This is a genomic window from Streptomyces sp. NPDC008079 (assembly GCF_042957385.1).
Lineage (GTDB): Bacteria > Actinomycetota > Actinomycetes > Streptomycetales > Streptomycetaceae > Actinacidiphila.
This window is the reverse complement of sequence record NZ_JBIBIC010000008.1, coordinates 222,008-248,540: the sequence shown is the minus strand read 5'-3', so window position 1 is coordinate 248,540 and position 26,533 is coordinate 222,008. Positions and strand designations below refer to the sequence as shown.

The window sequence follows — 26,533 nt, the reverse complement described above, 5'->3', positions numbered from 1 at the left end:
GTCCCCGACGCGGTGCGGCGATGTCCGACCCCCGTGGGATGCTGGGCGGCGATGGCCAGGAAGACTGCTTCAGACGACCCGCTCGCTCCGCTCACGCTCGCCGTGGGCCAGGAGGACCTGCTGCTCGACCGCGCCGTGCGCGAGGTGATCATGGCGGCCCGCGCGGCCGACGCGGACACCGATGTGCGGGACCTGGCCCCCGAGGCGCTCCAGCCGGGCACGCTGGCGGAGCTGACCAGCCCGTCGCTGTTCGCCGAGCGCAAGGTCGTGGTGGTGCGCAACGCGCAGGACCTGTCGGCGGACACGGTCAAGGACGTCAAGGCGTATCTGGCCGCGCCCGTCGAGGAGATCACGCTGGTCCTGCTGCACGCGGGCGGCGCCAAGGGCAAGGCGCTGCTGGACGCGGCGCGCAAGGCCGGGGCGCGCGAGGTGGCCTGCCCGAAGATGACGAAGCCCGCGGACCGGCTGGCGTTCGTGCGCGGCGAGTTCCGTACGCTGGGCCGCTCCGCGACGCCCGAGGCCACCCAGGCCCTGGTCGACTCGATCGGCAGCGACCTGCGGGAGCTGGCGAGCGCCTGCGCGCAGCTCGTCGCCGACATCGAAGGCACCATCGACGCGGCCGTGGTCGCCCGCTACTACACCGGCCGCGCCGAGGCCACCGGCTTCGAGGTCGCCGACCTCGCCGTCACCGGCCGTACCGCGGAGGCGCTGGAGCGGCTGCGCTGGGCGCTGTCCGTCGGCCAGCCGCTGCCCGGCATCACCTTCGCGCTGGCTTCCGGCGTCCGCGCCATCGGCAAGCTCGCCTCCGCGCCGCGCGGCGCCAACCCCGGCCAGCTCGCCAGGGACCTCGGCATGCCGCCGTGGAAGATCGACCGGGTCAGGCAGCAGATCCGCGGCTGGTCCGCGGACGGCGTCTCGACCGCCCTGCGGGCCGTCGCCGAGGCCGACGCCGCCGTCAAGGGCGGCAGCGCCGACCCCGCCTACGCCCTGGAGAAGGCCGTCGTCACCATCGCCCAGGCGTCCCGCGCCCGCTCCTGACCGGAGACCGGACCGCGCGCCCCTCGGACAGCGGCCCTCGGACAGCGACCCTCGTGGAGCGGCAGCACCCCTCCGACAGCACCCCTCCGACAGCGGCCCTCGGACAACAGAACCGCCCGTCCGGGACTCCCGGACGGGCGGTTCACGTCAGTGCTCTCACTGGGTGCGGTCGCGCCCGCGTGGCGAACGCAGATCGTGCGCGACCGCGGTGGTGCGAAGTGCGGGTCCGGGCGGTAGAGGGGCCGCTGGGTCCGGTTGCCCGCGATGAATCGAAAGAGCGGAGATCAGAGAGCGGAGACCGACTGAGCCAGCGCCGACTTCTTGTTGGCGGCCTGGTTCTTGTGGATGACGCCCTTGCTGACGGCCTTGTCGAGCTTCTTGGCGGCGAGACGAGCGGCCTCGGTGGCCTTCTCGGCGTCACCGGCGGCCACGGCCTCGCGGGTGCGACGGATCGCGGTCTTCAGCTCGGACTTGACGGCCTTGTTGCGCAGGCGCGCCTTCTCGTTGGTCTTGTTCCGCTTGATCTGGGACTTGATGTTCGCCACGAAAGAGCCTTCTCAGGTTCGATTGATACTTGGGTTGCTGCTTGGGGTGTGCTGCTCGGGGTTTGCCGCTTGGTACTGAAACGAGCAGATGCCTCGGGTTAGAGGGCACGAGGCACAGTGCTCCAGGCTACCAGCCGTTCACAGGACGGCCCAAACCGGTGCCGGTGCCGCAACCATGGGACGATAGCCCTTACGCCAGCCCCGCTCGCCCCGAGCAACCAGCCCGCCCGACCCGAGAAAATGGACCCTGCGTGCCCGCGACCCCTTCCCATGTGCCGGAGCCGAGCCGTACCGACCCGGCGTTGATCCGCAACTTCTGCATCATCGCGCACATCGACCACGGCAAGTCCACCCTCGCCGACCGGATGCTCCAGCTCACCGGCGTCGTCGACGCACGCCAGATGCGCGCCCAGTACCTCGACCGGATGGACATCGAGCGCGAGCGGGGCATCACGATCAAGTCGCAGGCCGTCCGGCTGCCCTGGGCGCCGACCACGGGCGACGGCACCGGCAGCACGCACATCCTGAACATGATCGACACCCCGGGCCACGTCGACTTCACCTACGAGGTCTCGCGGTCGCTGGCCGCCTGCGAGGGCACGGTCCTGCTGGTCGACGCGGCGCAGGGCATCGAGGCGCAGACCCTCGCCAACCTCTACCTGGCGATGGAGAACGACCTGACGATCGTTCCCGTGCTGAACAAGATCGACCTGCCGGCCGCCCAGCCGGAGAAGTTCTCCGAGGAGCTGGCCAACCTCATCGGCTGCGACCCCTCCGATGTGCTCAAGGTCTCGGCGAAGACCGGCGTCGGCGTGGACGCGCTGCTCGACCGGGTGGTCCAGGACGTGCCGCCGCCGGTCGGCGTCGCCGACGCGCCCGCCCGCGCGATGATCTTCGACTCGGTCTACGACTCCTACCGGGGCGTGGTCACCTACGTCCGTGTCATCGACGGCCAGCTCACCAAGCGTGAGCGGATCAAGATGATGTCCACCGGCGCCACCCACGAGCTGCTGGAGATCGGTGTCTCGTCGCCCGAGATGAAGCCGCACGACGGCCTCGGCGTCGGCGAGGTCGGCTATCTGATCACGGGTGTGAAGGACGTACGGCAGTCCAAGGTCGGTGACACCATCACCACCTTGAACCGCGGCGCGACCGAGGCGCTGGGCGGCTACAAGGACCCCAAGCCCATGGTGTTCTCCGGCCTCTACCCGCTGGACGGCTCCGACTACCCCGAGCTGCGCGAGGCGCTGGACAAGCTCCAGCTCAACGACGCGGCGCTGGTCTACGAGCCGGAGACGTCCGCCGCCCTCGGCTTCGGCTTCCGCGTCGGCTTCCTCGGCCTGCTGCACCTCGACGTGATCCGCGAGCGCCTGGAGCGCGAATTCGGCCTCGACCTGATCGCGACCGCGCCCAACGTGGTCTACCGCGTCGTCATGGAGGACCGCACCGAGCACACGGTCACCAACCCCAGCGAGTTCCCCGAGGGCAAGATCGCCGAGGTCTACGAGCCGGTGGTCAGGGCGACGGTGCTGGCGCCCACCGAGTTCATCGGCGCGATCATGGAGCTGTGCCAGAACCGGCGCGGCTCGCTGCTCGGCATGGACTACCTCTCCGAGGACCGGGTCGAGATCCGCTACACCCTGCCGCTGGCCGAGATCGTCTTCGACTTCTTCGACAACCTGAAGTCCAAGACCCGCGGCTACGCCTCGCTCGACTACGAGCCCACCGGCGAGCAGAGCGCCGACCTGGTCAAGGTCGACATCCTGCTCCACGGCGACAAGGTGGACGCCTTCTCCGCGATCACCCACAAGGACAAGGCGTACGCGTACGGCGTCCGGCTGGTGGCCAAGCTGCGCGAGCTGATCCCGCGGCAGAACTTCGAGGTGCCGATCCAGGCCGCCATCGGCGCCCGCGTGATCGCCCGCGAGACCGTCCGCGCCATCCGCAAGGACGTGCTGGCCAAGTGCTACGGCGGTGACATCTCGCGTAAGCGCAAGCTGCTGGAGAAGCAGAAGGAAGGCAAGAAGCGGATGAAGATGGTCGGCAACGTGGAGGTGCCGCAGGAGGCGTTCATCGCCGTCCTGTCGACCGACTCCGAGGGCGAGTCGAAGGCGAAGAAGTAGAAGAAGCAGGTGAGGGGCGGGGTCCGGGGCCGAAGCGGCAGGGGATGAGGCGAACGGGGCATCCGGGGCAACCGGCGGGCCTTCCCCTCTTACGCGCCGGGCGTCGGCCCTCTACCCTGATCCGACGTAGGTTACTGGTGAGTTAAGAACACAGGCGCGGGCCCGGAGGTTGTCGTGACCGACACACAGACGTTGATCGAGAATCGGCCGCCCTCCGTGGCGACGCTCTTTCTGGAGCGCGTGACGGCGACCCCCGACGCGGAGGCGTACCGCTTCCCCGTCCCGTCCGAGAGCGGCCAGGGCCCCGACACCTGGCAGGCGCTCACCTGGGGCGCCGCCGCCGAGCGGGTCTACGCCATCGCCGCCGGCCTGATGGACCTCGGCATCCGGCCCGAGGAGCGGGTGGCGATCTCGTCCAACACCTCGGTCGACTGGATCCTCGCCGACCTGGGCATCCTGTGCGCGGGCGCGGCCACCACCACCGTCTACCCGAGCACCAACGCCGACGAGACCGCGTTCATCCTCGCCGACTCCGGCAGCCGCGTCCTGATCGCGGAGAACGCGGCGCAGCTCGCCAAGGCCCGCGAGCGCCGCGCCGAGCTGCCCGAGCTGACGCATGTCGTGGTCATGGACGCGGCCGGGGCGGCCGACACGGACGGCGACGGCTGGGTGCTGTCGCTCGACGAGCTGATCAAGCGCGGTGCCGCCTACCTGGAGCGGCACCCGGCCGCCGTCACCGACGCCGTCGCCGCCATCACCAAGGACCAGCTCGCCACCCTCATCTACACCTCCGGCACCACGGGCCGCCCCAAGGGCGTCCGGCTGCCGCAGGACTGCTGGGCGTACATGGCGCGCGCCATCGAGGCGATCGGGCTGCTCGACGAGAACGACGTGCAGTACCTGTGGCTGCCCCTCGCGCACGTCTTCGGCAAGGTGCTGACCGCCGGGCACATCACCGTCGGCCACGTCACCGCCGTCGACGGCCGCGTCGACAAGATCATCGAGAATCTGCCGGTCGTCCAGCCGACCTACATGGCCGCCGTGCCGAGGATCTTCGAGAAGGTCTACAACGGGGTCGCCGCCAAGGCCAGGGCGGGCGGCGGCGCCAAGTACAAGATCTTCCTGTGGGCGGCCGAGGTCGCCCGCGAGTACGCCAAGGCCGCGCAGAACAGCATGCGGCTGACCGGCGTCCCGACCGTGCCGGTCGGCCTGCGCACCAAGCACGCGATCGCCGACAAGCTCGTCTACGCCAAGATCCGCGAGGCGTTCGGCGGGAAGCTGCGCGCCTGCGTGTCCGGCTCGGCCGCGCTCGCCCCCGAGATCGGCTACTTCTTCTCCGGCGCCGGAATCCACATCCTGGAGGGCTACGGCCTCACCGAGTCCAGCGCCGCCAGCTTCGTCAACCCCGGCGAGTCCTACCGCACCGGCACCGTCGGCAAGGCGCTGCCCGGCCTGGAGGTCCGGATCGCCGAGGACGGCGAGATCCTGCTGCGCGGCCCCGGCATCATGCAGGGCTACCACGGGCTGCCCGAGAAGACCGCCGAGGTGCTGGAGTCCGACGGCTGGTTCCACACCGGCGACATCGGCGAACTGTCGCCCGACGGCTTCTTGAAGATCACCGACCGCAAGAAGGACCTGATCAAGACCTCGGGCGGCAAGTACATCGCGCCCGCCGAGGTCGAGGGACAGTTCAAGGCGGTGTGCCCCTTCGTCAGCAACGTCCTGGTCGTCGGCGGCGGCCGGAATTTCTGTACGGCGCTGCTCGCCCTCGACGAGCCCACCATCCTCGTCTGGGCCGCGGAGCACGGCCTCGAAGGCCGCTCCTACGCCGATGTCGTCGGCACCGACGAGGTCCGCGAACTCATCGCCGGCTACGTCCAGCGCGTCAACGACAACCTCCAGCGCTGGCAGCAGATCCGCGAATTCCGCGTCCTGCCCCGCGACCTCGACATCGAGCACGGCGACCTCACCCCGAGCCTGAAGCTCAAGCGCCCGGTCGTCGAGCGCGAATTCGCCCCGCTGATCGAGGAGATGTACGCCGGAGCGCGCGAGGCGTAAGCCCCCGCGAGCGGCGCGCAGGGTACCCCTCGCGGGCGCGCCGCGCCCGGAGTTGGCCGGGCGGGGACCGATTCGGGGGACCCCGGGGGTCACGCGGCGCGTTCGGACGGGTTCGGTGTGTCACGGTGTGTGCGTTGTCGCCGCATCCTCGGGAGCCGCCTGTGAGGCTCGACCCGCCACGCCCCCGCGAGGGCACCGGCACCCGTACCGCCAGCACCCGTACCGGCGCCGCTATCAGCACCTGCACCGCTTCCGGCACCACGCTGCCCGGCAATCAGCTCGCGGCGGGCGCCGCCCGGCGCTTCCTGCGGGCCGCGCTCGCCGACTGGACGAGCCAGGGCCTGCCGGAGGCCGCCGCGTTCACCGAACAGGTCGTGGACGACGCGATCCTGCTGGTCAGCGAGCTGGTGACCAACGCGGTGATCCACGCGGGCACCACCGTCGACGTCCTGTGCCGACTGGAGACGAGAGCGCAGGCGGCGGCGGAGGCGTTCGGGGACAGCGGGGCGCGGGAGCCCGGTCTGGTGATCGAGGTGTCCGACCAGTACCCGGCACGGGTGCTGCGCGGCGACGACCGGCCGGACCCCGGCGACCACAGGGAAGGCGGTCGCGGCCTGCAACTTGTCGCCGCCCTGTCCGACGCCTGGGGCATCAGCTACCGCCGCGACCGTAAAACCGTCTGGTGCCGCCTCGACCTCACCGGCCCGCCCCCGGCCGCAGGAAGTGAAGAGAGCGAAGACGAGAGCGAGGAGCCGCTACGGCGCGGCCTGCGGGCCGCCGAGATCCTGGCGCCCGCGCCCTCCGGCTCCGCCCGGAAAGCGGACTCCGACTGGATCAACCGCGGCTCCCTGTCCTTCCTCGCCGAGGCGTCCGACCTGCTCGCGGGCCAGCTCGACGAGGACAACGTGGCCGTGCTGGCGACCCAGCTCCTCGTGCCGCGGCTCGCGGACTGGTGCGCGGTCTGGCTCTACGGGACCGGCGGCCGGCCACGGCTGTCCAGCGTCTGGCACGGCGCGGAGCACCGTATCGACGGCCTGCGCGCCGTACTGGAGAAAACCCCGCCCCCGCCGGGCCTGCGCTCCGGCACCCGCCTCGGCGGCGCCATGCCGTGGCCCTGGCCGGCCACCGACGACATGTGGGAGCACGGCGGCGCGCTGGCCGTACCGCTGGTCGCCGCCGGGCGCTGGCACGGCACGCTGCTGCTCGGCCGTACCGGCCTGCTCGGTCTGCCGGGCGAGGTGGTCGGCCTGGTCGAGGACTTCGGGCGCCGGGTCGCGCTCGCCGTGGACACCGCGCGGCAGTACGCCCGCCAGGCGATGATCAGCACCGTCCTGCAACGCGGCCTGCTGCCGCCCGCCGCGGGCCGCATCCCCGGCGTCGACCACGCCGTGGTGTACGAGCCCACGGCCGGCGACTGGGTCGGCGGCGACTTCTACGACCTGTTCCCCGCGGGCGACGGCCGCTGGTGCTTCGCCCTCGGCGACGTCTGCGGCAACGGCCCCGAGGCCGCCTCGCTGACCGGCATCGCCCGCCCGGTCCTGCGGCTGCTGGCCCGCGAGGGCTACGGCGTCCCCGACGTCCTCGACCGCCTCAACAAGGCGCTCGCCGACGAGGCCGCCACCGCCCTGATCGGCGAGACCGGCGACTGGGAGGGCGGCCAGGCCCGCTTCCTGTCGCTGCTCTACGGCGAGATCGTGCCGTACGCCACAGGCCGCGGCGCCCGCTGCACGCTCGCCTCGGCAGGCCACCCGCTGCCGCTGGTCCTCACCCCGGACGGGCGGGTACGCGAGGCCGCGAGCCCGCAGATGCTGCTCGGCATCGGCGACGACACACGGTACGACTGCGAGTCCTTCGACCTCACCCCCGGCGAGACACTGCTGTGCGTCACCGACGGCGTCACCGAACGCCGCCGCGGGCACCGGCAGTTCGACGACGACGACGGCCTGGCGGCGGCGCTCGGCGGCTGTGTGGGGCTGAACGCCGTCGCCGTCGCGGAACGCATCCGGCGCGCGGTCCACGAGTACGACGACGCGCCGCCCGCCGACGACCTGGCGCTGCTGGTCCTCCAGGCGAGGTGAGCGCGCCGGGACCGGCATCCGAGCGGGACCGGGACCGGGACCCGAGCGGGACCGGGGCCGCGACCCGAGCGAGGCCGGGACCGCGACCCGAGCGAGGCCGGCGACCGCGCGGATTCGGGCACCTCGCGCGTACCGGATACTGGACAGATGCCTTCCGTACTGCCTGATGGTGAGCCCGTGCCCGCGGACGGGACGCTGCCCGCGCACGCGCTCGACGGGGCGGCGGACCGGCCGCTCGGCTTCTACCTGCACGTGCCGTACTGCGCGACGCGCTGCGGCTACTGCGACTTCAACACCTACACCGCCACCGAATTGCGCGGCTCGGGCGGCGCCCTGGCCTCCCGCGAGAACTACGCGGACGTGCTCACCGACGAGATCCGGCTGGCCAGGAAGGTCCTGGGCGACGACCCGCGCCCGGTCGAGACGGTCTTCGTCGGCGGCGGCACCCCGACGCTGCTGCCCGCCGCCGACCTCGTCCGCGCCCTGGCCGCGATCCGCGACGAATTCGGCCTCGCTGACGGCGCCGAGATCACCACGGAGGCCAACCCGGAGTCCGTCGACCCCGGCTACCTCGCGGAACTGCGCGCGGGCGGCTTCAACCGTGTGTCGTTCGGGATGCAGAGCGCGCGGCAGCACGTACTGAAGGTGCTGGACCGCACCCATACCCCTGGGCGGCCCGAGGCATGCGTCGCCGAGGCGCGCGCCGCCGGATTCGAGCACGTCAACCTCGACCTGATCTACGGCACGCCGGGGGAGTCCGACGACGACTGGCGCGCCTCCCTGGACGCGGCCGTCGCCGCGGGTCCCGACCACGTGTCCGCGTACGCGCTGATCGTCGAGGAGGGCACGCAGCTCGCCCGGCGGATCCGGCGCGGCGAGGTGCCCATGACCGACGACGACGTGCACGCCGACCGCTACCTCATCGCGGACGAGCGGCTGGCCGCCGCGGGCTTCACCTGGTACGAGGTCTCCAACTGGGCCACCACCCCCGCCGGGCGCTGCACCCACAACGAGCTGTACTGGACCGGCGCCGACTGGTGGGGCGCGGGGCCCGGCGCCCACAGCCACGTCGGCGGCGTGCGCTGGTGGAACGTCAAGCACCCCGGCGCCTACGCGCAGGCCCTCGGCGAAGGACGCTCACCCGGCGCCGGGCGGGAGATCCTCACCGCGGAGGACCGCCGCGTCGAGCGCGTCCTGCTGGAACTGCGCCTCGCCGACGGCTGCCCCCTCGACCTCCTCGCCGAGGAGGGCGCCCGCGCCGCCGCCCGCGCGGTAACGGACGGCCTCCTGGAGGCCGGTCCTTACGCGGACGGCCGCGCCGTCCTCACCCTGCGCGGCCGACTCCTGGCCGACGCCGTCGTCAGGGACCTGGTCGACTAGGAGCCGCCCCGGGGCGGCTCCTTACGGCGCCGCCACGAAGTCGATCAAGTGCTCCACCGCGCCCAGCAGCTCCGGCTGGAGGTCCTTGTAGGTGTGGACCGAGGCCAGGATCCGCTGCCACGCCTCACCCGTCGTCATGTTCCAGCCGAGGCTGCGGCAGACCCCCGTCTTCCAGTCCTCGCCGCGCGGGACGCGCGGCCACTCGCGGATGCCGACGGAGGACGGCTTCACGGCCTCCCACACGTCGATATAGGGGTGGCCGACGATCAGGACGTCCGCCCCGGTGACCGCCGCCGCGATACGGGACTCCTTGGAGCCCGGCACCAGGTGGTCGACCAGGACGCCCAGGCGGGCGTCGGGCCCCGGCGAGAAGGACTCGACGATGGCCGGGAGGTCGTCCACCCCCTCCAGGTACTCGACCACGACGCCCTCGACGCGCAGGTCGTGCCCCCAGACGCGTTCGACCAGCTCGGCGTCGTGCCGGCCCTCGACGTAGATCCGTCCGGCGCGCGCCACCCGCGCCTTCGCGCCGGTGACCGCGATCGAGCCGGAGGCGGACAGCAGGGGCCCGCGCGGGCCCGGCGCCTGCGGGCGGACGAGGGTGACCTGCTTGCCGTCGATGAGGAAGCCGCGCGGCTCCATCGGGAAGACGCGGTGCTTGCCGAAGCGGTCCTCCAGCGTGACCGTCAGCCCCTCGGCGGTCTTCTCCACCCGCACCACGGCCCCGCAGAAACCGGTGCCGACCTCCTCGACCACCAGATCCCGCTCCGCGGCCACCTCGGGCGCGGGCGTACTCCGCTTCCACGGGGGAGTGAGGTCGGGGTCGTCGTAACTCCTGCTGCGCATGAGGGAGATCGTAACCAGGGCGGCTACGCGACGGACCCGAAGCGGGCCGCCAGCGCGTCGCGCTGGGCCCGTACGAAGCGGGCGTCGACCACCGCGCCGTGGCCGGGCACGTAACGGGCCGTCTCGCCGCCGAGGGCGAGCAGCGCGTCCAGGGTGCCGGGCCAGCGGTCGGGCGCCGCGTCGTCGTCGGCCTGCGGCTCGCCCGACTCCTCGACCAGGTCGCCGCAGAAGACCACGGCGGGATCGCTCGGGGTGGCGCCCGGCACGACCACCACCAGGTCGTTGCGGGTGTGGCCGGGGCCGGGGTGGACCAGCAGCACCGGACGGTCGCGGCCCAGGTCCAGGGCGTACTCACCGCTGACCGGGTGGCCGGGCAGCACCAGGGCCTCGGCGGCCCGCGCCGCCTCCGCCGGGTCGGTGCCGAAGGCGACCGCCGACTCGCGCAGCGCCTCCCGCTCGCGCCGCAGCAGCGCGGCCAGCGACGTCTGCCCGTACACCTCGGCGCCGGGGAAGGCCGCCGTGCCGAAGACGTGGTCGAAATGGCCGTGGGTGAGCGCGACATGGGTGACGGTCCTGCCGGTCAGCGCCTCGACCTGGGCCCGCAGCTCGGCGCCCTCCCGCAGCGTGGAGCCGGTGTCGACCAGCAGCACACCGTCGTCGCCGACCACCAGTCCGATGGTCACATCCAGATGCGGCAGCCGCCGCCGCGCGACACCGGGAGCCAGCTGCTCCCACCCCGTGCCCTCCACCGGCTCCGCCGGTTCCGCAGATCTCACGTGACCGACGCTATCGCCGCCGCGCCCGCGCCGCCCGTCGTCCGCCGCCGTCCCCTGCCGCCCGTCGCCGACCGCCGCTCCGTCGCCTCGTACCGCCGCCCATCCCGCCACACTTCGCCCACCCGTACGGTGCCCTTGCCTCGCCCTCGCTACCTCGCCGTACACTTGCTGCGGGGCGGCTGGCACTCGAAACGCAGGAGTGCCAGGCCAGGGCGGTTTTAAGGACCGGTAGACGGACGAGGCCATACGGCTGGAGGTGCGCGATGCTGAGCGAACGCAGGCTCGAAGTGCTGCGTGCCATCGTCCAGGACTATGTCGGGACCGAGGAGCCGGTCGGCTCCAAGGCGCTCACCGAACGGCACCGGCTGGGCGTCTCGCCCGCCACCGTGCGCAACGACATGGCGGTCCTGGAGGACGAGGGATACATCGCCCAGCCGCACACCAGCGCTGGCCGCATTCCCACCGACAAGGGCTACCGGCTCTTCGTCGACAAGCTCGCGGGCGTCAAACCGCTGTCGTCGGCCGAGCGCCGCGCGATCCAGAACTTCCTGGACGGCGCGGTCGACCTCGACGACGTCGTGGGCCGTACGGTACGGCTGCTCGCGCAGCTCACCCGGCAGGTCGCCGTCGTGCAGTACCCGTCGCTGACCCGCTCGTCGGTCCGGCACGTGGAACTGCTGCCGCTGGCGCCCGCCCGCGTGATGCTCGTGCTGATCACCGACACCGGCCGCGTCGAACAGCGGCTCATCGACTGCTCCGCGCCGATCGGCGAGACCGTGCTCGGCGACCTGCGCGCCCGGCTCAACAGCCGGGTCGTCGGCCGCCGCTTCGCGGACGTGCCCCCGCTGGTCCAGGACCTGCCGGACGGCTTCGACCCGGACGACCGCCCCGCGGTCACCGCCGTGCTCGCCACGCTCCTTGAAACGCTCGTCGAGGAGACCGAGGAGCGGATCATGCTCGGCGGCGCGGCGAATCTCACCCGGTTCAACCACGACTTCCCGCTGACGATCCGGCCGGTGCTCGAAGCCCTCGAAGAGCAGATGGTGCTCCTCAAACTGCTCGGCGAGGCCAAGGATTCGGGCATGACCGTACGGATCGGTCATGAGAATTTTCACGAGGGGCTCAATTCCACTTCGGTGGTGGCGGTCGGCTACGGTTCGGGCGACGAGGCAGTCGCCAAACTCGGCGTGGTCGGACCGACCCGCATGGACTACCCCGGAACGATGGGAGCGGTACGCGCAGTGGCACGTTACGTCGGACAGATCCTGGCGGAGTCGTAAGTGGCCACGGACTACTACGCCGTTCTCGGCGTGCGCCGCGACGCAGGCCCGGACGAGATCAAGAAGGCGTTCCGCCGGCTCGCCCGCGAGCTGCACCCGGACGTCAATCCGGACCCCAAGACGCAGGAGCGGTTCAAGGAGATCAACGCCGCCTACGAGGTGCTCTCCGACCCGCAGAAGAAGCAGGTCTACGACCTCGGCGGCGATCCGCTGGCCGCCGGTGGCGGAGGCGGCGCGGGCGGCTTCGGCGCGGGCTTCGGCAACTTCAGCGACATCATGGACGCCTTCTTCGGGCAGTCGCAGCAGCGCGGGCCGCGCTCGCGCACCCGGCGCGGCCAGGACGCGATGATCCGGCTGGAGATCGAGCTGGACGAGGCCGCGTTCGGCACCACCAAGGACATCCAGGTCGACACCGCCGTGACCTGCGGCACCTGCAACGGCGAGGGGGCCGCGCCCGGCACCGCCGCGCAGACCTGCGACATGTGCCGCGGTCGCGGCGAGGTCTCCCAGGTCACCCGGTCCTTCCTCGGCCAGGTCATGACGTCCAGGCCCTGCCCGCAGTGCCAGGGCTTCGGCACCGTCGTGCCCACCCCCTGCCCCGAGTGCGCGGGCGACGGCCGGGTCCGCTCCCGCCGTACGCTCACCGTCAAGATCCCCGCGGGTGTCGACAACGGCACACGTATCCAGCTCGCGGGCGAGGGCGAGGTCGGCCCCGGCGGCGGCCCGGCCGGTGACCTCTACGTCGAGATCCGCGAGGTCCCGCACCCGGTCTTCCAGCGGCGCGGCGACGACCTGCACTGCACGGTCACCATCCCGATGACGGCCGCGTCCCTCGGCACCAAGTGCCCGCTGGAGACGCTGGACGGCCTGGAGGAGATCGACATCAGGCCCGGCACGCAGTCCGGCCAGTCCATCCCGCTCCACCAGCGCGGTGTCACGCACCTGCGCGGCGGCGGGCGCGGCGACCTCGTCGTGCACGTCGAAGTCCTCACCCCCAGCAAGCTCGACGCCGAGCAGGAGAATCTGCTGCGGCAGCTCGCCGTGCTGCGCGGCGAGGAGCGGCCCCTGGGGCAGTTCGCGCCGGGCCAGCAGGGCCTCTTCTCCCGGCTGAAGGACGCCTTCAACGGGCGGTAGCGGGCCCGCGCTCCGCACGAGGGTGCTCCCTTCGGGGGGTGAGCCGGTCTTTTCAGGGGCGCGGGGAACCGCGGACCGGCCGAATGGCTCCCGCGGGTCACCACCGGCCCCAGAGAGGCGGATCGGTATGTCCTCGGACCACCGGCCCGGCGGGGGCTTGTCGCGCGGTTCCCCGCGCCCCTGAAAAACGAGGCACCGCCTCACGTGAGGCGGACGCGGGGGCCGCGCCCCGCACGGGGTACCGCACCTCGCCGGGAGGTGGCATGGCACGATGAACGTCATGTCCGCGTTGACCGATCTCTCGTCGTTCTCGGCGTATCCGATCATTCAGGCGCCGATGGCCGGAGGCGCGTCGAATCCGCAGCTCGCCGCGGCCGTGGGGGCGGCGGGCGGCCTGGGCTTTCTGGCCGCCGGGTACAAGACCTCCGAGGCGATGTACGAGGAGATCCGGCAGGTCCGGCATCTCAGCTCGCACCCGTTCGGGGTGAATCTCTTCATGCCGCAGCCCGCGACGGCCGATCCGTCCGCGGTCGCGGTGTACGCCGAGCAGCTGGCGGGGGAGTCCGCCTGGTACGGGACGCCGCTGGGCGACCCGGACAGCGGGACCGACGACGCGTACGACGCGAAGGTCGCGATCCTGCTGGAGGACCCGGTGCCGATGGTGAGCTTCACCTTCGGGTGCCCGGAGCGCTCGGTGCTCGACGCCTTCGCGAAGGCCGGTACGTACACCGTCGTGACGGTCACCTCGCCGTCCGAGGCGCTGGCCGCCCAGTGGTCGGGGGCGGACGCGGTGTGCGTCCAGGGCGTGGAGGCGGGCGGCCACCAGGGCACCCACCGCGACGACCCGCAGCTCGACGGCGCGGGTTTCGGGCTGCTGTCGCTGGTGCCGCAAGTACGCGAGGCCGTGCAGCTGCCGCTGATCGCGGCGGGCGGGCTGATGCGCGGCGGGCAGGTCGCGGCGGTGCTCGCGGCGGGCGCGGACGCGGCGCAGCTCGGCACGGCGTTCCTGGTCTGCCCGGAGTCCGGGGCGAGTCCGCTGCACAAGCGGGCCGTCACCGATCCGGTCTTCGCCCGCACCGAACTGACCCGTGCCTTCTCCGGGCGGCCCGCGCGCGGACTGCTCAACCGCTTCATCCGCGAGCACGGGCCGTACGCGCCGCCCGGATACCCGCAGATCCACCACCTCACCTCCGGGCTGCGCAAGGCCGCCGCCGCGGCGGGCGATCCGCAGGGCATGGCCCTGTGGGCCGGTCAGGGTCACCGGCTGGCCCGTGACGTCTCCGCCGGGCGCCTGGTCGAACTCCTCGTCGAAGAACTCCACGCCGCCCGGGAGGCGCTCGCATGACGGCCCCCGTCTTCCTGGTCGAACCCGCCGCGCTGGACGGCTCCCCGTCCACCGTCACCCTCACCGGGCCCGAGGGGCGGCACGCGGTCTCCGTGCGCCGCCTCACGCCCGGCGAGGCGATCGTCCTCACGGACGGGGGCGGGCGCGGTGCGTACGGGGTGGTCGCCGCCGTCTCCGGCAAGGACGTGCTCGACGTCGAGGTACGCGAGACGCGGGTCGAACCCGAGCCCGCCGTGCGGATCACCGTCGTCCAGGCGCTGCCCAAGGGGGACCGCGGGGAGCTGGCCGTCGAGACCATGACGGAGGCCGGGGTCGACGCCGTCGTTCCCTGGGCGGCGGCCCGCTGTGTCACCCAGTGGCGCGGTGACCGGGGCGCCAAGGCCCTGGCGAAGTGGCGGTCCACCGCGCGGGAGGCCGCCAAGCAGGCGCGGCGCCTGCGATTTCCCTCCGTGGCGGACCTGATGACGACCCGTCAGGTCGCCGGGCTGTTGGCCGGCGCCGAATTCGCCGGGGTCCTCCATGAGGAGGGCTCGGCCGCGCTGGCCTCCGCCGCGCTGCCCGCGTCCGGGTCCGTCGTGCTCGTCGTCGGGCCGGAAGGCGGGGTCTCCGCCGAGGAGATCGCCACGCTCGCCGCCACCGCCTACCGCCTGGGCCCCACCGTCCTGCGCACCTCCACCGCCGGGGTGGCCGCCGCCTCCGTCCTCCTCGCCCGCACCGGCCGCTGGTCCTGACCTTCCGACCCACCCGGCCTTACGGGCGGGGCAGCCACCCGTAAGGGGAAGGTCCTGCCTTCGGGGGATTTACGGGAGGGCGGTCGCGGGCGGAGGTTGGGGGGATGGGACGAATGGGGACATGGGGAGCCGGGGGGATGGCCGTGACGGCAGCCCTCATGGCGATGACGATCAGCGGATGCGACCCGGCGGACGGGCTGGGGGCGAGCGCGGTGTCGGCGACGACCGACCAGTTGGCGACGCGGGCGCTCAAGAAGGACAACGTTGACGTGAGTTGGCTGTCGTGCAGCGCGACGACGGGCAGGACCGAGGACGACGTCGACTGCCTCGGCCGGACCGACCACGACGAGAAGATCACCGTAAAGGGCACGGTGACCAAGCAGTTGGACGACAAGTGCGTCCAGGGCCACCTGACCGCGGTGGTCGGAAAGAAGACCGTCTTCGACGTACGAGGTCTCGGAAACTGCTCGGCGAAGACATGATCGCCGTCGCTAGGCTGGCGTGGTGACCGACCACGACCAGCACGTGACGCGGCAGCCGCGCCCGAGCGCGCCGCAGCCCTCCTACCTCCGACACCCGCACCCGCACGGCGACTTGCTCGCGTTCGCCGCCGAGGACGATGTGTGGGTCGCGCCGCTGGACGGCGGCCGGGCGTGGCGGGTGAGCGCGGACAACATGCCGGTCGGACGGCCCAGGGTCTCGCCCGACGGCGAGTGGGTGGCGTGGACGTCGACCAGGGACGGGGCGCCCGAGGTGCACGCCGCGCCCCTGGAGGGCGGCCAGGCCAGCCGGTTGACGTACTGGGGCAACGTACGGACGGCCGTGCGGACGTGGACGCCGGACGGCGAGCTGGTCGCGGTCACGCCGTACGGCGAGGCGTCCTCGCGGCGGACATGGGCGCGGGCGGTGCCGCTGGACGGCGGGCCCGCGCGGACCCTGCCGTACGGTCCGGTGGGCGATCTCGCGTACGGCCCGGACGGCGCGGTGCTGATCCAGTCGCCGACGATGAGCAGGGAGGCCGCGCACTGGAAGCGCTACCGCGGTGGCACGGCGGGCAAGTTGTGGATCGACCGCGCGGGCGACGGCGCCTTCGAGCGGGTGCACCAGGACCTCGACGGCAACATCGAGTGCCCGATGTGGGTCGGCGACCGCATCGCGTTCCTGTCCGACCACGAGGGCGCCGGAGCGCTCTATTCGAGCCTGCCCGACGGCACCGGCCTGCGCCGCCACACCCCCGCGGACGGCATCGACGGCTTCTACGCCCGGCAGGCCGCCACCGACGGTGCCCGCGTGGCGTACATGGCCGGGGGCCGCGTCCACCTGCTGGACGACCTGACCGACGCCGACGCGGCACCGCGCGAGATCGAGGTACGCCTCGGCGGCCAGCGCGCCGACCTGCGGCCGTACCCCGTACGCGCCGCCCGGTACCTCGGGGACGCGCGCCCCGACCACACCGGCCGGGGCAGCGCCCTGGAGATCCGCGGCACCACGCACTGGCTGACCCACCGCGGCGGCCCGGCGCGGGCGTTGGCGGCCGACCCCGGCGTCCGTACCCGGCTGCCGCGGGTGTTCGGGCAGGGCGGCGCCGACGGCGAGCAGCAGGTGGTGTGGGTCACTGACGCGGACGGCGAGGACGCCCTGGAGGTCGCCCCCGCCGTCGGCCTGCCGGCCGGCGCCGCGCCGCGCAGGCTCGCCGCGGGCCGCCTGGGCCGGGTGCTGCACATGGAGGTCTCGCCGGACGGGCACCGCATCGCCGTCGCCTCGCACGACGGCCGGGTGCTGCTGGTCGAGACGCAGACCGGCGAGGTGCGCGAGGTGATCGCGGGCGACTCGGGCGACGCGTCCGGCCTCGCCTTCTCGCCCGACTCGGCCTGGCTCGCCTGGTCGCAGCCGGGCCCCGGCGAACTGCGGCAGGTGAAGATCGCCGCTACCGCCGACCTGTCGGTGGCCGACGCGACCCCGCTGCGGTTCAACGACTTCGCGCCCGCCTTCACCGCCGACGGCCGCCACCTGGCGTTCCTGTCCGAGCGCGCCTTCGACCCGGTCTACGACGCGCACGTTTTCGACCTGTCCTTCCCCAACGCCTGCCGCCCGCACCTGATCACGCTGTGCGCGACGACGCCCTCGCCGTTCGGCCCGCAGCGCCACGGCCGCCCGTACGACGCCGACGAGGACGACCAGGACGGCCCGGCCAAGGAGGAGCAGGACGGCGCGGGGAAGGAGAGCGGCGGCGAGGGCAAGAAGGACGACCGGCCGCGTACGCCCGTCACCCGCGTCGACCTGGAGGGCCTGGCCGACCGGATCGTGCCCTTCCCCGTCGAGGCCGGGCACTACTCGGGGCTGCGCGCCGCCAAGGGCGGTGTGCTGTGGCTGCGCCACCCGCTGGTCGGCGCGCTCGGCGCGGCCCTGGCCACCCCGGACGCCCAGCCGCCTAGCACCGTGCTGGAGCGGTACGACCTGGCGCAGCTCCGTATCGAGGAGATCGCCGACGACGCCGACGCTTTCGCGGTCACCGGCGACGGCGCCAAGGTGCTGCTCACCAACGGATCGCGGCTGCGGATCACGCCCGCCGACAGCAAGTCCGACGCGGACGACGAGTCCGGCGGCTCCGTCACCGTCGACCTGACCCGGGTCCGGGTCACCGTCCGCCCGCAGGACGAGTGGCGGCAGATGTACGACGAGACGCACCGGCTCATGCGCGACAACTTCTGGCGCGCCGACATGGGCGGCGTCGACTGGGCGGCGGCGGGCGAGCGCTACCGGCCGCTGCTCGACCGGATCGCCACCCACGACGACCTGATCGACCTGCTGTGGGAGCTGCACGGCGAGCTGGGCACCTCGCACGCCTACGTCATCCCGTCCGGCGGCCACTTCGACCCGCTGCACCGGCAGGGTCTGCTCGGCGCGGACATCTCCCGTACGGAGGACGGCGGTTGGCGGATCGACCGGGTGCTGCCCGGCGAGTCCTCCGATCCGTACGCCCGCTCCCCGCTGGCCGCGCCGGGCGTCGCCGTCCGCGCGGGCGACCTCCTGCTGGCGGTGGACGGCCACCGCGTCGACCCGGTGACGGGACCGGGACCGCTGCTGGTCGGCACCGCGGGCAAGCCGGTGGAACTGACCGTCGCCCCCGCCGCGGGCGGCCCCGTACGCCATGTCGTGGCCGTACCGCTCGCCGACGAGGAACCGCTGCGCTACCACGACTGGGTCGCCGGCCGCCGCGCCCACGTCCACCGCGCGTCCGGCGGGCGGCTGGGCTATCTGCACGTGCCCGACATGGTCGGCAGCGGCTGGGCGCAGCTCCACCGCGACCTGCGCGTCGAGGTCGCCCGCGAGGGCCTGGTCGTGGACGTCCGCGAGAACCGCGGCGGCCATACGTCGCAGCTCGTCGTGGAGAAGCTGGCGCGTCGGGTCGTCGGCTGGGACCTGCCGCGCGACGCGCACCCGGTCAGCTATCCGCAGGATGCCCCGCGGGGGCCGATTGTGGCTGTCGCCAACGAGTTCTCCGGGTCCGACGGGGATATCGTCAACGCCGCGATTCGGGCTCTCGGCATCGGGCCTGTGGTCGGTACCCGCACCTGGGGCGGGGTCATCGGCATCGACAACCGGTACCACCTGGTCGACGGGACGGCTGTCACGCAGCCGAAGTACGCCTTCTGGTTGGAGGGGTACGGCTGGGGCGTCGAGAACCATGGGGTTGATCCGGACGTCGAGGTCGTTCACGCTCCGCAGGATTCGGTTGGCGGGCGGGATCCGCAGCTTGACACTGCCGTGGGCATGGCGCTTGCCGCGCTGGAGGAGTCTCCGGCCAAGAGGCCGCCGGCGCTGCCGGGTATGGGCGGTTGATCGGGTCGGCGGTGGTTGGCCCTTCGGGCCTGGTTGTGCCCGCCCGCCCACCCGTGCGGGTGTTTTGTCGTCTGCGGGTGCCGCTTGTGCCTGGGTCGGTGCCGGTCCGGGGCACCTCCTCGAAATGCGGCTACCTGGTACCCGTGTATCCGGTGCCGTTCTTGTCACCGCATTTCTGCGGGGGCACCCCGGCCCGTCCCCTTCCGGTACGTCGGCGTCCGCCTGTCCGGTGGGGGTTGCCGGGGGAGGGGGGCCCAGGAGTGGAGGACCCGAGGTCCCCGTACGCCTCATCTGTTCGTGCCGGTCCGTACGAAGGGAACCTCGATGTCCCAGCCTGGAGACCGACCCCCGGCGCTGCCGCCCGCTGTCGACTCCATGACGTTGCTCGTCGCGGCCGTCATCGTCCACGACACCGTTGCCGACCGGGTCCTGCTGCTCCAGCGCGGTGAGCGGTCCAAATTCGGCCAGGGCATGTGGGACCTCCCGGTCGGCAAGAGCGACCCGGGGGAGCCGGTCACCGCCACGGCCGTGCGCGAGCTGTACGAGGAGACCGGCCTCACCGTCGACCCCGGCGATCTGGCTCTCGCTCACGTCGTGCACGGCGCGTGGGGCGTGGAGTCCCCGGCCGGATTCCTCACCGTGGTCTTCGCCACCCGCACCTGGCACGGCCAGCCGGAGAACCGCGAGCCCGGCAAGCACAGCCAGGTCCGCTGGAGGCCCGTCACCGACCTCCCCACCCCCATGGTCCCGTCCACCGACCTCGCCCTCCGCTGCTACCTCGACGGCGGCCTGGCAATCTCCCTCCACGGCTGGACCCCGACACCCCCACCCGTTCCCCGTCCTCCCTCATAACCCTCCACCCCTCCCCGCCCGGCCCGCACCCCTCGCCTGCCCTGGGCGGACGGCCAGTCGCGCAGGGCCCGGACCCCACCCAGAGGTACCGACGAAATGGGCCTTACCGAGTGACGAAACGCAGGCATGGGCCGGTGGGGCACCTTCAGGATGTGCCCACGTTCGTCTACCGACCGTCGTGGAAGGAACGCGTTCGCGGCGGCGAACCCGGCCGGCGGTCGGCCGCCCAAGCACGGTGGCGAGTTCGTCTTCGGTAACCCCGCCACCTGGGGTGATGAGCAAGCGGTCACCACCACCTCCACCCGCCGCTACGGCACGGCCATCGCCCGGGCCTGGGACCGCCTCCACCCGCGCCTGACCCGCCGTGCGGCCTGGCTGGACCACGACGGCGAGCTGCCGCTCCTCGAAGGCACGGTGATCCGGCTGGCCGTCGAGGAGCTGCCCGGCGGCGGGGTGAACCGGCCGGTCTGGCTCTGGTGGTCGCGCACCGGCGCCGCCCCGAACGACGTGGACCGCTGCTGGCAGTCGTTCCTGCGGAGGTTCGACCTGGAGCACACCTTCCGCCTGCTCAAGCAGACGCTCGGCTGGACGCGTCCGCGCCTGCGACTCGGCGGCGGCCGACCGCTGGACCTGGCTGATGATCGCCGCCCACACCCAGCTCCGCCTCGCCCGCCCGCTCGTCGCCGACCTCCGCCACCCCTGGGAGAAGCTGGCGGAACCGAACAAGCTCACCCCCGCCCGCGTCCGACGCTGGTTCCGAACCTCCGCACGAAGTCCCCCTCGCCAGCGCGGGCGCCGAAACCCACCCGCCCCGGGCCCGGCCTGTCTCTGGGATCGAAGAACCAGCGGCCCGCCGCCCGCTACGAGGTGGGCAGAGTCCTGGCCACCGGCGAGGCGTACGCCCGCCCTGCCCACCACGAGAAGGGCACCAAACGGAGAAGGACCGCGGCGAAATGCTGAACTCGCTCAGCGCACTGGAGTAGGTGTCTCCGCAAGAACACCGACGCCGTGCACGCGCATCGACTCAGTCAGCGTGAGCGGATTGACGCCCAGGGCCGAGGCGATCTCGTCGGCCATGTCGAAGGCACGCCACTTCCACTCCTCCTCGGCATCACCGTTGCGCGCGCTCTCCTCCCAGACGGGCGGCAGACCCATCCGCTCCCGCTCCGCCCGTTCCTGCACAAGCGGTTCCCCCAGTGTGAGGAGTCCGTCGTCGACCTGGCCGGTCTCGCAGTAGCGCCGCACCACCACCCCGTGCTCTGCGATCAGCCAGGCCGAGCCGTCGTTCTGTATACCGAAGTAGTACGCCTGCGCCCCTCCGTAGCGGGAGCTGAGGTCGACGCACAGGCGCAGGACCTCGTCACTTCTGTCGGTGTTGCACGGATCGCACCACGGGCCGATCACCAGAGTCCATCCCTCGATCTCGGGGCTCACGTACACCCGGGCCAGTCCGTCCGGATTGTCCTCGGCCTCTCCGTGGCCGTCCTCGTCGATGACAGCCTCGGCCTCGGCGAACGTTACGGGTACGGGCCGGGTGAGGCCCAGGGACGCAATGACTCCCGCTTGGTCCCCGGTCGGTACGGCGATCCAGTAGAGCCAGCATGTCGACAGCGGCCTTGGCTGGTCGTCTCTCGCGATTCTCACGACCGCAGCCTGCCATTACGGGGCCCGCTTGGTATGCCCCCACTGTGACGCACCGGCAGCACACTGCGGGCGGGCTACGTCATCAACTCGATGTGCGGATGCTCGGCATTCGCCGTGCAGACGAACAGATGCTGCCGGTAGCCGCTGCCTATCTGGACCCCGGTCGCGTTGTAGCCGCGGTGGCCCGGGCACGGTCCGGCACCGGGGTGGGGGTGCGGAGACCAGCTGTTCCCGGCGTCGTCCCCTTCCTCGAACGTGGCGACGGTCATCAGGACCTCCATACGGGTACCGCACTCGGAGCAGCGTTCCGGGTCGGGGTCGGTGGAGTCCCAGGCGGGCCAGCCGCCGACCTTCCAGCCGGGTGCGTTGGACAGCGCGCAGTCGTAGTACGTGTCCGGGTCCATGTCCTCCTCCGCCGCCTGCGGCACGTCCCACTGCCTGATCCGCTCCCGCAGTTCTTCGCTCAGCTCCAGATGGTCGGGATACTCGGTGATCTGCTCCGGTTCGAGCACGCACGGCTCCGGCAGATAGCCGTCGAACTGCACTGCGGGCGGCTCGGGGGGCGTGTCGAGGACGTCGGTGACAGCGGCTGCCGAACGCCAGACGAGCAGGGTCCTGGGCATGATCGGATGATCGAAGGGGCACCACAGCACCTGCAGAAGGTCCTTGCCCTCCGGCGGCCGCAGATCGGGCACGTCGCGTGCGTACAGTTGCGCGACGGGCAGCATCTCTATGGGGCCGTCGTACGACTGGACCGCCAGCCACACTGGACGCGTCCGAGGGGGCCGGATCCGTTCAAGGGCTTCCCGTTCCTCGGCGTTCAGGTCCCGGCCGTACGCGCCGGCGAAGATCCGGCGTTCCTGCCGCAGATCCGCCGGGGACCGGACCGGGTTGACGCCGTCCACCACATGCGGTTCCTCGCAGTACGGCCACGGCTCGTCGGCGGGCCACAGCAGCGGCCCGCCGATCGAGCTGTCGTGCCGCGTCGGCGCACCGGGACGGGGGTGCAGGCGGGTCGCCGTGCGGGCCAGTGGGGCCAGTTCGGGAAAGACCGCGACAACGTCGATCGGCCGTGGCGGAGTGACGGGAGTGACATTCATGGCCGCAATCTTGCCAATCTCCTCTGACAACGGCCTTCGTGGCCCGCCCCGCGAAGAGCTCCGGCACGGGCGCCACCTGGGAGAAGCCCTACCGCCGGTCCGCCGCCGGAAGATGGCCCGCGAACAGGTCCACGATCGCCGCGTGGATGTCCGTCTTGCGCGCGTGATTCGTCGCCACGTACCACTTCCATTCGGGTGCTATGAGAAACCTTGACGCGCCGCAAACCCGGCCGGGAGCTGCATCCACAGAGCTCGGGATCCCACCCACCCCCTCGGCCCACCCCCGCCGGACCGTTGGACGCCGACGTGCCCGAGCCCGCCCACCCCCCTCCCCGGCAACCCCCACCGGACAGGCGGGCGCCGACGTACCGGAGGGGTCGGTGCGGGGTGCCCCCGCAGGGGGACGAACGGGCAGGGGCAGAAGCAGGCGCAGGTGGCCGCAGGTTCGTCGCCCGAGGAGGTGCCCCGGGCCGGGACCGACCAGGCACAAGCGGCACCCGCAGACGAAGAAAGCACCCGCACGGGTGGGCGGGCGGGCGGGAAAGACAAGCCGCACAGCGGCGACCCGCAAGCGGCGGATAGCATGCACACGACCCGTATCCGTACGAAAAGGGGGCCGCCACCATGGCGGGAGAGCCGCAGGCAAACTGCCTGTTCTGCAAGATCGTGGCCGGCGAAATCCCCGCGACGATCGTGCGTGAGACCGAGACCACCGTCGCCTTCCGCGACATCAGCCCCCAGGCCCCGACCCACGTCCTGGTGATCCCCCGCGTGCACTACCCGGACGGCGCCGCCCTGGCGGCGGCCGAACCCCTGGTGGCCGCCGACGTGCTGCGCGAGGCGGGCGAGGTCGCGGCGCAGGAGAAGGTCGACACGACGGGCTACCGGATCGTCTTCAACACCGGCCCCGGCGCCGGACAGACCGTCTTCCACGCGCACGCCCACGTGCTCGGCGGGCGCGACCTCCAGCGGCTGGTCTGAGGTCCGGCCTTTGTCGGTACGCGAACTGGTCGTCCTCGGCACCGCCAGCCAGGTGCCGACCCGGCACCGCAATCACAACGGGTACGTCCTGCGCTGGGACGGCGAGGCGATCCTCTTCGATCCCGGCGAGGGCACCCAGCGGCAGATGCTGCACGCGGGCGTCGCGGCCCACGACCTCACCAGGATCTGCGTCACGCACTTCCACGGCGACCACTCGCTGGGCCTGGCGGGTGTGCTCCAGCGGATCAGCCTCGACCGCGTCCCGCACCCGGTCACCGCGCACTACCCGGCCAGTGGGCAGCGCTTCTTCGAGCGGCTGCGGTACGCCACCGCCTACCACGAGGCCGCCGACCTGCGCGAGGCGCCGGTCGCGGCCGACGGGGTGCTCGCCACGACCCCCGCCTTCACGCTGGAGGCGCGCCGGCTCTCCCACCCGGTCGAGTCGTACGGCTACCGGCTCGTCGAACCCGACGGCCGCCGGATGCTCCCCGAGCGGCTGGCCGAGCACGGTGTCGCGGGTCCCGACATCGCCCGGCTGCAACGCGACGGCGGTCTCAACGGCGTCACGCTCGACCAGGTCAGCGAGGTGCGGCGCGGCCAGCGCTTCGCCTTCGTCATGGACACCCGGCTGTGCGACGGGGTCCACGCCCTCGCCGAGGGCTGCGACCTGCTGGTCATCGAGTCGACCTTCCTGGACGAGGACGCGGGACTGGCCGCCGACTACGGCCATCTGACGGCCGGTCAGGCCGCCGCCGTCGCACGGGACGCGGGCGTACGGCACCTCGTCCTCACCCACTTCTCGCAGCGCTACGACGATCCGGCCGTCTTCGAACGGCAGGCGAGGACGGCCGGTTACCAGGGCGAGCTGACCGTCGCCCACGACCTGATCCGCGTCCCGGTCCCGCGCCGCCGCTGAGCCCGAACTCCCTGAAAGCGAACCCCGCCATGCCCCCCATCCCCAAGGCCGAACTGCACCTGCACATCGAGGGCACCCTGGAGCCCGAGCTGGCCTTCGAGCTCGCCGCGCGCAACCGGGTCGCGCTGCCGTACCCGACGGCCCAGGCGCTGCGGCAGGTGTACTCCTTCACCGACCTCCAGTCCTTCCTCGACCTGTACTACGCGCTGATGGCCGTCCTGCGCACCGAGGAGGACTTCGCCGAGCTGATGGGCGCGTATCTGGCGCGGGCGGCGGAGCAGGGCGTACGGCACGCGGAGGTGTTCTTCGACCCGCAGGCGCACATCGCGCGCGGGGTGCCGATCGGGACGGTCGTGGAGGGCCTGGCCGGGGCGCTGGAGCGCGAGGGGCGGCGGCACGGGATCAGCGGCGGCCTGATCATGTGCTTCCTGCGGGACGAGTCCGAGCGGTCGGCGCTGGACACCTTCGAGGCGGCGCGCCCGTACTTCGGCTCGGGCGCCGGCCCCGGCCTCATCACCGGCGTCGGCCTGGACTCAGCGGAGGTCGGGCACCCGCCCGCGAAGTTCCGCGAGGTGTACGAGCGGGCTGCGGCGGCCGGGCTGCGGCGGGTCGCGCACGCGGGGGAGGAGGGGCCGCCCGCGTACATCGGCGAGGCCCTCGACGTGCTGGGCGTGGAGCGGATCGACCACGGCATCCGCTGCCTTGAGGACCCGGCGCTGGTGGCCAGGCTGGTCCGCGAACAGGTGCCGCTGACGGTCTGCCCGCTGTCCAACGTCCGGCTGCGCTGCGTCGGTTCACTGGCCGCCCACCCGCTGCCGCGCATGCTCGCGGAGGGCCTGCGCGTCACCGTCAACTCCGACGACCCCGCCTACTTCGGCGGCTACGCGGACGACAACTTCGCGGCGGTGCGCGCCGCCCTCGCTCTCACCGAGGAGGACGAGCGCACCCTGGCCCGCAATTCGTTCCTCGCCGCCTTCCTCGACCACGACGAGCCGCGCAGGGCGGCGTGCCTGGCCGAGGTGGAGGCGTACGCGTTCGGCTGACGCCTCTTCGCGTCCTACGGCAGGAAGTACATCGGGTTCGGCAGCTTGAAGGACTTGTCCGCGTAGCCGCCGGTCAGGTCGCTGTACTGGTCGCCGAAGTTGCCGACGATGTTGTAGCCGAGCGACTCGATGTGCTTGCGGGTACCGGACTTGTACTCGATGGTCGTGCACGTCGAGCCGCACGGCAGGTACGACGGCGGGCTGGCCGCGTTCTTCAGGTAGAGGTGCGCGGCGTCGGCGGCCGGCTTGTAGCCGACGGCGGCCAGATTCCGTACGGTGTCGGCGCGTTGGGCCTCCGGGCGGCCGGTGACCCAGAAGACCGTGATGCCCTGGTCCGCCGCCCAGTTGGTCAGCTTCTCCATGCCGAAGACGGCGTCCATGTTCTTGTTCGCGATGTACGCCGAGTTGCTGGCGGGCGTGTAGGCGAAGCCCACCTCCAGCTCGTAGTTGTACGTGTTCAGGCTGGTGTCGTCGACGTCCAGCACGATGGCGGGCTTGGCCGCGTGGCCGCCGCGGCCTCCGTGGCCGACCTCGTGGGCCAGATACTGCTTGGCCTTGGCCTCGATGCCCGCGACCTGCTTGGCGTAGTTGCCGCTCGGCGACGCGAAGTGCTCGCCCGAGGCGTCCACGGTGTCGCCGTAGTACGCCTTGATCTCACTGACCACGTCGGTGAGGTTGGGGATCTGCTTGTCGCTGCGCGGCACGGAATCGTGGGCGCCGGCGACGCCGACTCCGTAGACCGTGGCGCCCAGCGACGCCGCGACCACGGCGACGGCCAAGGTGCGGGTGCGGGCGGAGAGTCGGGCTCGGGGCATGACGG

General features: G+C 72.3%; 21 protein-coding genes and 1 pseudogene. 16 read left to right on the top strand and 6 right to left on the bottom strand.

Annotation, left to right across the window (positions count from 1 at the left end):
- Positions 1–51: 51 nt before the first annotated feature.
- Positions 52–1,038: a DNA polymerase III subunit delta gene (gene holA / locus ACFZAM_RS19450; RefSeq protein ID WP_391047531.1), complete on the top strand. Its 987-nt coding sequence runs from the start codon at positions 52–54 to the stop codon at positions 1,036–1,038.
- Between the two features lie 284 nt (positions 1,039–1,322).
- Here holA and rpsT read toward each other — a convergent pair whose 3' ends face one another.
- Positions 1,323–1,583 carry a 30S ribosomal protein S20 gene (gene rpsT, locus ACFZAM_RS19445; RefSeq protein WP_188280821.1) on the bottom strand — a complete coding sequence of 87 codons (261 nt, stop codon included), beginning with the start codon at positions 1,581–1,583 and terminating at the stop codon, positions 1,323–1,325.
- 251 nt (positions 1,584–1,834) lie between these two features.
- Here rpsT and lepA point away from each other — a divergent pair, with 251 nt between their 5' ends.
- From lepA to hemW, 4 genes are all read left to right on the top strand, one after another.
- Positions 1,835–3,706, top strand: a complete 1,872-nt coding sequence (gene lepA / locus ACFZAM_RS19440) for a translation elongation factor 4 (RefSeq protein ID WP_355348872.1) — start codon at positions 1,835–1,837, stop codon at positions 3,704–3,706.
- Between the two features lie 174 nt (positions 3,707–3,880).
- On the top strand, positions 3,881–5,764 hold the full coding sequence (locus ACFZAM_RS19435; RefSeq protein WP_355348869.1) for an AMP-dependent synthetase/ligase: 1,884 nt from the start codon (positions 3,881–3,883) through the stop codon (positions 5,762–5,764).
- A gap of 161 nt (positions 5,765–5,925) precedes the next feature.
- Positions 5,926–7,842 (top strand): SpoIIE family protein phosphatase, encoded by a 1,917-nt coding sequence (locus ACFZAM_RS19430; protein WP_391047527.1) that lies wholly within the window; start codon positions 5,926–5,928, stop codon positions 7,840–7,842.
- Between the two features lie 147 nt (positions 7,843–7,989).
- On the top strand, positions 7,990–9,222 hold the full coding sequence (hemW, locus tag ACFZAM_RS19425; RefSeq protein WP_355348866.1) for a radical SAM family heme chaperone HemW: 1,233 nt from the start codon (positions 7,990–7,992) through the stop codon (positions 9,220–9,222).
- Positions 9,223–9,243: 21 nt separating this feature from the next.
- Here the strand turns inward: hemW and ACFZAM_RS19420 are convergent, their stop codons facing one another.
- Complete coding sequence (locus ACFZAM_RS19420) at positions 9,244–10,068, bottom strand: DUF3097 family protein (RefSeq protein ID WP_391047525.1); 825 nt, start codon at positions 10,066–10,068, stop codon at positions 9,244–9,246.
- A gap of 23 nt (positions 10,069–10,091) precedes the next feature.
- Complete coding sequence (locus ACFZAM_RS19415) at positions 10,092–10,844, bottom strand: MBL fold metallo-hydrolase (protein ID WP_391047523.1); 753 nt, start codon at positions 10,842–10,844, stop codon at positions 10,092–10,094.
- A gap of 263 nt (positions 10,845–11,107) precedes the next feature.
- On the opposite strand from ACFZAM_RS19415, the gene hrcA reads away from it, so the two are divergent.
- The 8 genes and pseudogenes from hrcA to ACFZAM_RS19375 form a co-directional block, all read left to right on the top strand.
- Positions 11,108–12,124 carry a heat-inducible transcriptional repressor HrcA gene (gene hrcA, locus ACFZAM_RS19410; RefSeq protein WP_355348857.1) on the top strand — a complete coding sequence of 339 codons (1,017 nt, stop codon included), beginning with the start codon at positions 11,108–11,110 and terminating at the stop codon, positions 12,122–12,124.
- Positions 12,125–13,258, top strand: a complete 1,134-nt coding sequence (gene dnaJ / locus ACFZAM_RS19405) for a molecular chaperone DnaJ (RefSeq protein ID WP_355348854.1) — start codon at positions 12,125–12,127, stop codon at positions 13,256–13,258.
- Positions 13,259–13,529: 271 nt separating this feature from the next.
- Positions 13,530–14,603: a nitronate monooxygenase gene (locus ACFZAM_RS19400; RefSeq protein ID WP_391047520.1), complete on the top strand. Its 1,074-nt coding sequence runs from the start codon at positions 13,530–13,532 to the stop codon at positions 14,601–14,603.
- Positions 14,600–15,334, top strand: coding sequence for a 16S rRNA (uracil(1498)-N(3))-methyltransferase (locus ACFZAM_RS19395; protein ID WP_391047518.1), 735 nt, complete (start codon positions 14,600–14,602; stop codon positions 15,332–15,334). Before ACFZAM_RS19400 ends, ACFZAM_RS19395 begins: the two co-directional genes overlap by 4 nt.
- A 137-nt stretch (positions 15,335–15,471) precedes the next feature.
- Positions 15,472–15,816, top strand: coding sequence for a hypothetical protein (locus ACFZAM_RS19390; protein ID WP_355344473.1), 345 nt, complete (start codon positions 15,472–15,474; stop codon positions 15,814–15,816).
- Positions 15,817–15,838: 22 nt separating this feature from the next.
- A complete protein-coding gene (locus ACFZAM_RS19385) occupies positions 15,839–19,177 on the top strand; it encodes a S41 family peptidase (protein ID WP_391047515.1) in 3,339 nt (1,112 codons plus the stop codon).
- Between the two features lie 324 nt (positions 19,178–19,501).
- Positions 19,502–20,029 carry an NUDIX domain-containing protein gene (locus ACFZAM_RS19380; protein ID WP_391047512.1) on the top strand — a complete coding sequence of 176 codons (528 nt, stop codon included), beginning with the start codon at positions 19,502–19,504 and terminating at the stop codon, positions 20,027–20,029.
- Between the two features lie 192 nt (positions 20,030–20,221).
- Positions 20,222–20,989 (top strand): annotated as a pseudogene (locus ACFZAM_RS19375) (transposase); the annotation flags it as partial.
- Between the two features lie 6 nt (positions 20,990–20,995).
- Here the strand turns inward: ACFZAM_RS19375 and ACFZAM_RS19370 are convergent.
- Both ACFZAM_RS19370 and ACFZAM_RS19365 read right to left on the bottom strand, forming a co-directional pair.
- Positions 20,996–21,673, bottom strand: a complete 678-nt coding sequence (locus ACFZAM_RS19370; protein ID WP_391047510.1) for a hypothetical protein — start codon at positions 21,671–21,673, stop codon at positions 20,996–20,998.
- A gap of 74 nt (positions 21,674–21,747) precedes the next feature.
- Positions 21,748–22,773, bottom strand: coding sequence for a hypothetical protein (locus tag ACFZAM_RS19365; protein ID WP_391047508.1), 1,026 nt, complete (start codon positions 22,771–22,773; stop codon positions 21,748–21,750).
- Positions 22,774–23,397: 624 nt separating this feature from the next.
- Here ACFZAM_RS19365 and ACFZAM_RS19360 point away from each other — a divergent pair.
- From ACFZAM_RS19360 to ACFZAM_RS19350, 3 genes are read left to right on the top strand one after another with little or no spacing between them, the layout of a single operon-like run.
- Positions 23,398–23,754 (top strand): histidine triad nucleotide-binding protein, encoded by a 357-nt coding sequence (locus ACFZAM_RS19360; protein WP_355344491.1) that lies wholly within the window; start codon positions 23,398–23,400, stop codon positions 23,752–23,754.
- 10 nt (positions 23,755–23,764) lie between these two features.
- Positions 23,765–24,670 carry a ribonuclease Z gene (locus ACFZAM_RS19355; RefSeq protein ID WP_391047504.1) on the top strand — a complete coding sequence of 302 codons (906 nt, stop codon included), beginning with the start codon at positions 23,765–23,767 and terminating at the stop codon, positions 24,668–24,670.
- A gap of 29 nt (positions 24,671–24,699) precedes the next feature.
- Complete coding sequence (locus tag ACFZAM_RS19350; protein WP_391047503.1) at positions 24,700–25,713, top strand: adenosine deaminase; 1,014 nt, start codon at positions 24,700–24,702, stop codon at positions 25,711–25,713.
- Between the two features lie 14 nt (positions 25,714–25,727).
- Here ACFZAM_RS19350 and ACFZAM_RS19345 read toward each other — a convergent pair whose 3' ends face one another.
- On the bottom strand, positions 25,728–26,528 hold the full coding sequence (locus ACFZAM_RS19345; RefSeq protein WP_391047501.1) for an HAD family acid phosphatase: 801 nt from the start codon (positions 26,526–26,528) through the stop codon (positions 25,728–25,730).
- Between the last annotated feature and the right edge of the window lie 5 nt (positions 26,529–26,533).

Bases quoted from the DNA above. Each gene is read 5' to 3' on its own strand.
- holA (WP_391047531.1), top strand. From the start codon at position 52: ATGGCCAGGAAGACTGCTTCAGACGACCCGCTCGCTCCGCTCACGCTC.
- hemW (WP_355348866.1), top strand. From the start codon at position 7,990: ATGCCTTCCGTACTGCCTGATGGTGAGCCCGTGCCCGCGGACGGGACG.
- ACFZAM_RS19420 (WP_391047525.1), bottom strand. From the start codon at position 10,068: ATGCGCAGCAGGAGTTACGACGACCCCGACCTCACTCCCCCGTGGAAG.
- hrcA (WP_355348857.1), top strand. From the start codon at position 11,108: ATGCTGAGCGAACGCAGGCTCGAAGTGCTGCGTGCCATCGTCCAGGAC.
- ACFZAM_RS19400 (WP_391047520.1), top strand. From the start codon at position 13,530: ATGAACGTCATGTCCGCGTTGACCGATCTCTCGTCGTTCTCGGCGTAT.
- ACFZAM_RS19395 (WP_391047518.1), top strand. From the start codon at position 14,600: ATGACGGCCCCCGTCTTCCTGGTCGAACCCGCCGCGCTGGACGGCTCC.
- ACFZAM_RS19390 (WP_355344473.1), top strand. From the start codon at position 15,472: ATGGCCGTGACGGCAGCCCTCATGGCGATGACGATCAGCGGATGCGAC.
- ACFZAM_RS19380 (WP_391047512.1), top strand. From the start codon at position 19,502: ATGTCCCAGCCTGGAGACCGACCCCCGGCGCTGCCGCCCGCTGTCGAC.
- ACFZAM_RS19365 (WP_391047508.1), bottom strand. From the start codon at position 22,773: ATGAATGTCACTCCCGTCACTCCGCCACGGCCGATCGACGTTGTCGCG.
- ACFZAM_RS19360 (WP_355344491.1), top strand. From the start codon at position 23,398: ATGGCGGGAGAGCCGCAGGCAAACTGCCTGTTCTGCAAGATCGTGGCC.
- ACFZAM_RS19350 (WP_391047503.1), top strand. From the start codon at position 24,700: ATGCCCCCCATCCCCAAGGCCGAACTGCACCTGCACATCGAGGGCACC.
- ACFZAM_RS19345 (WP_391047501.1), bottom strand. From the start codon at position 26,528: ATGCCCCGAGCCCGACTCTCCGCCCGCACCCGCACCTTGGCCGTCGCC.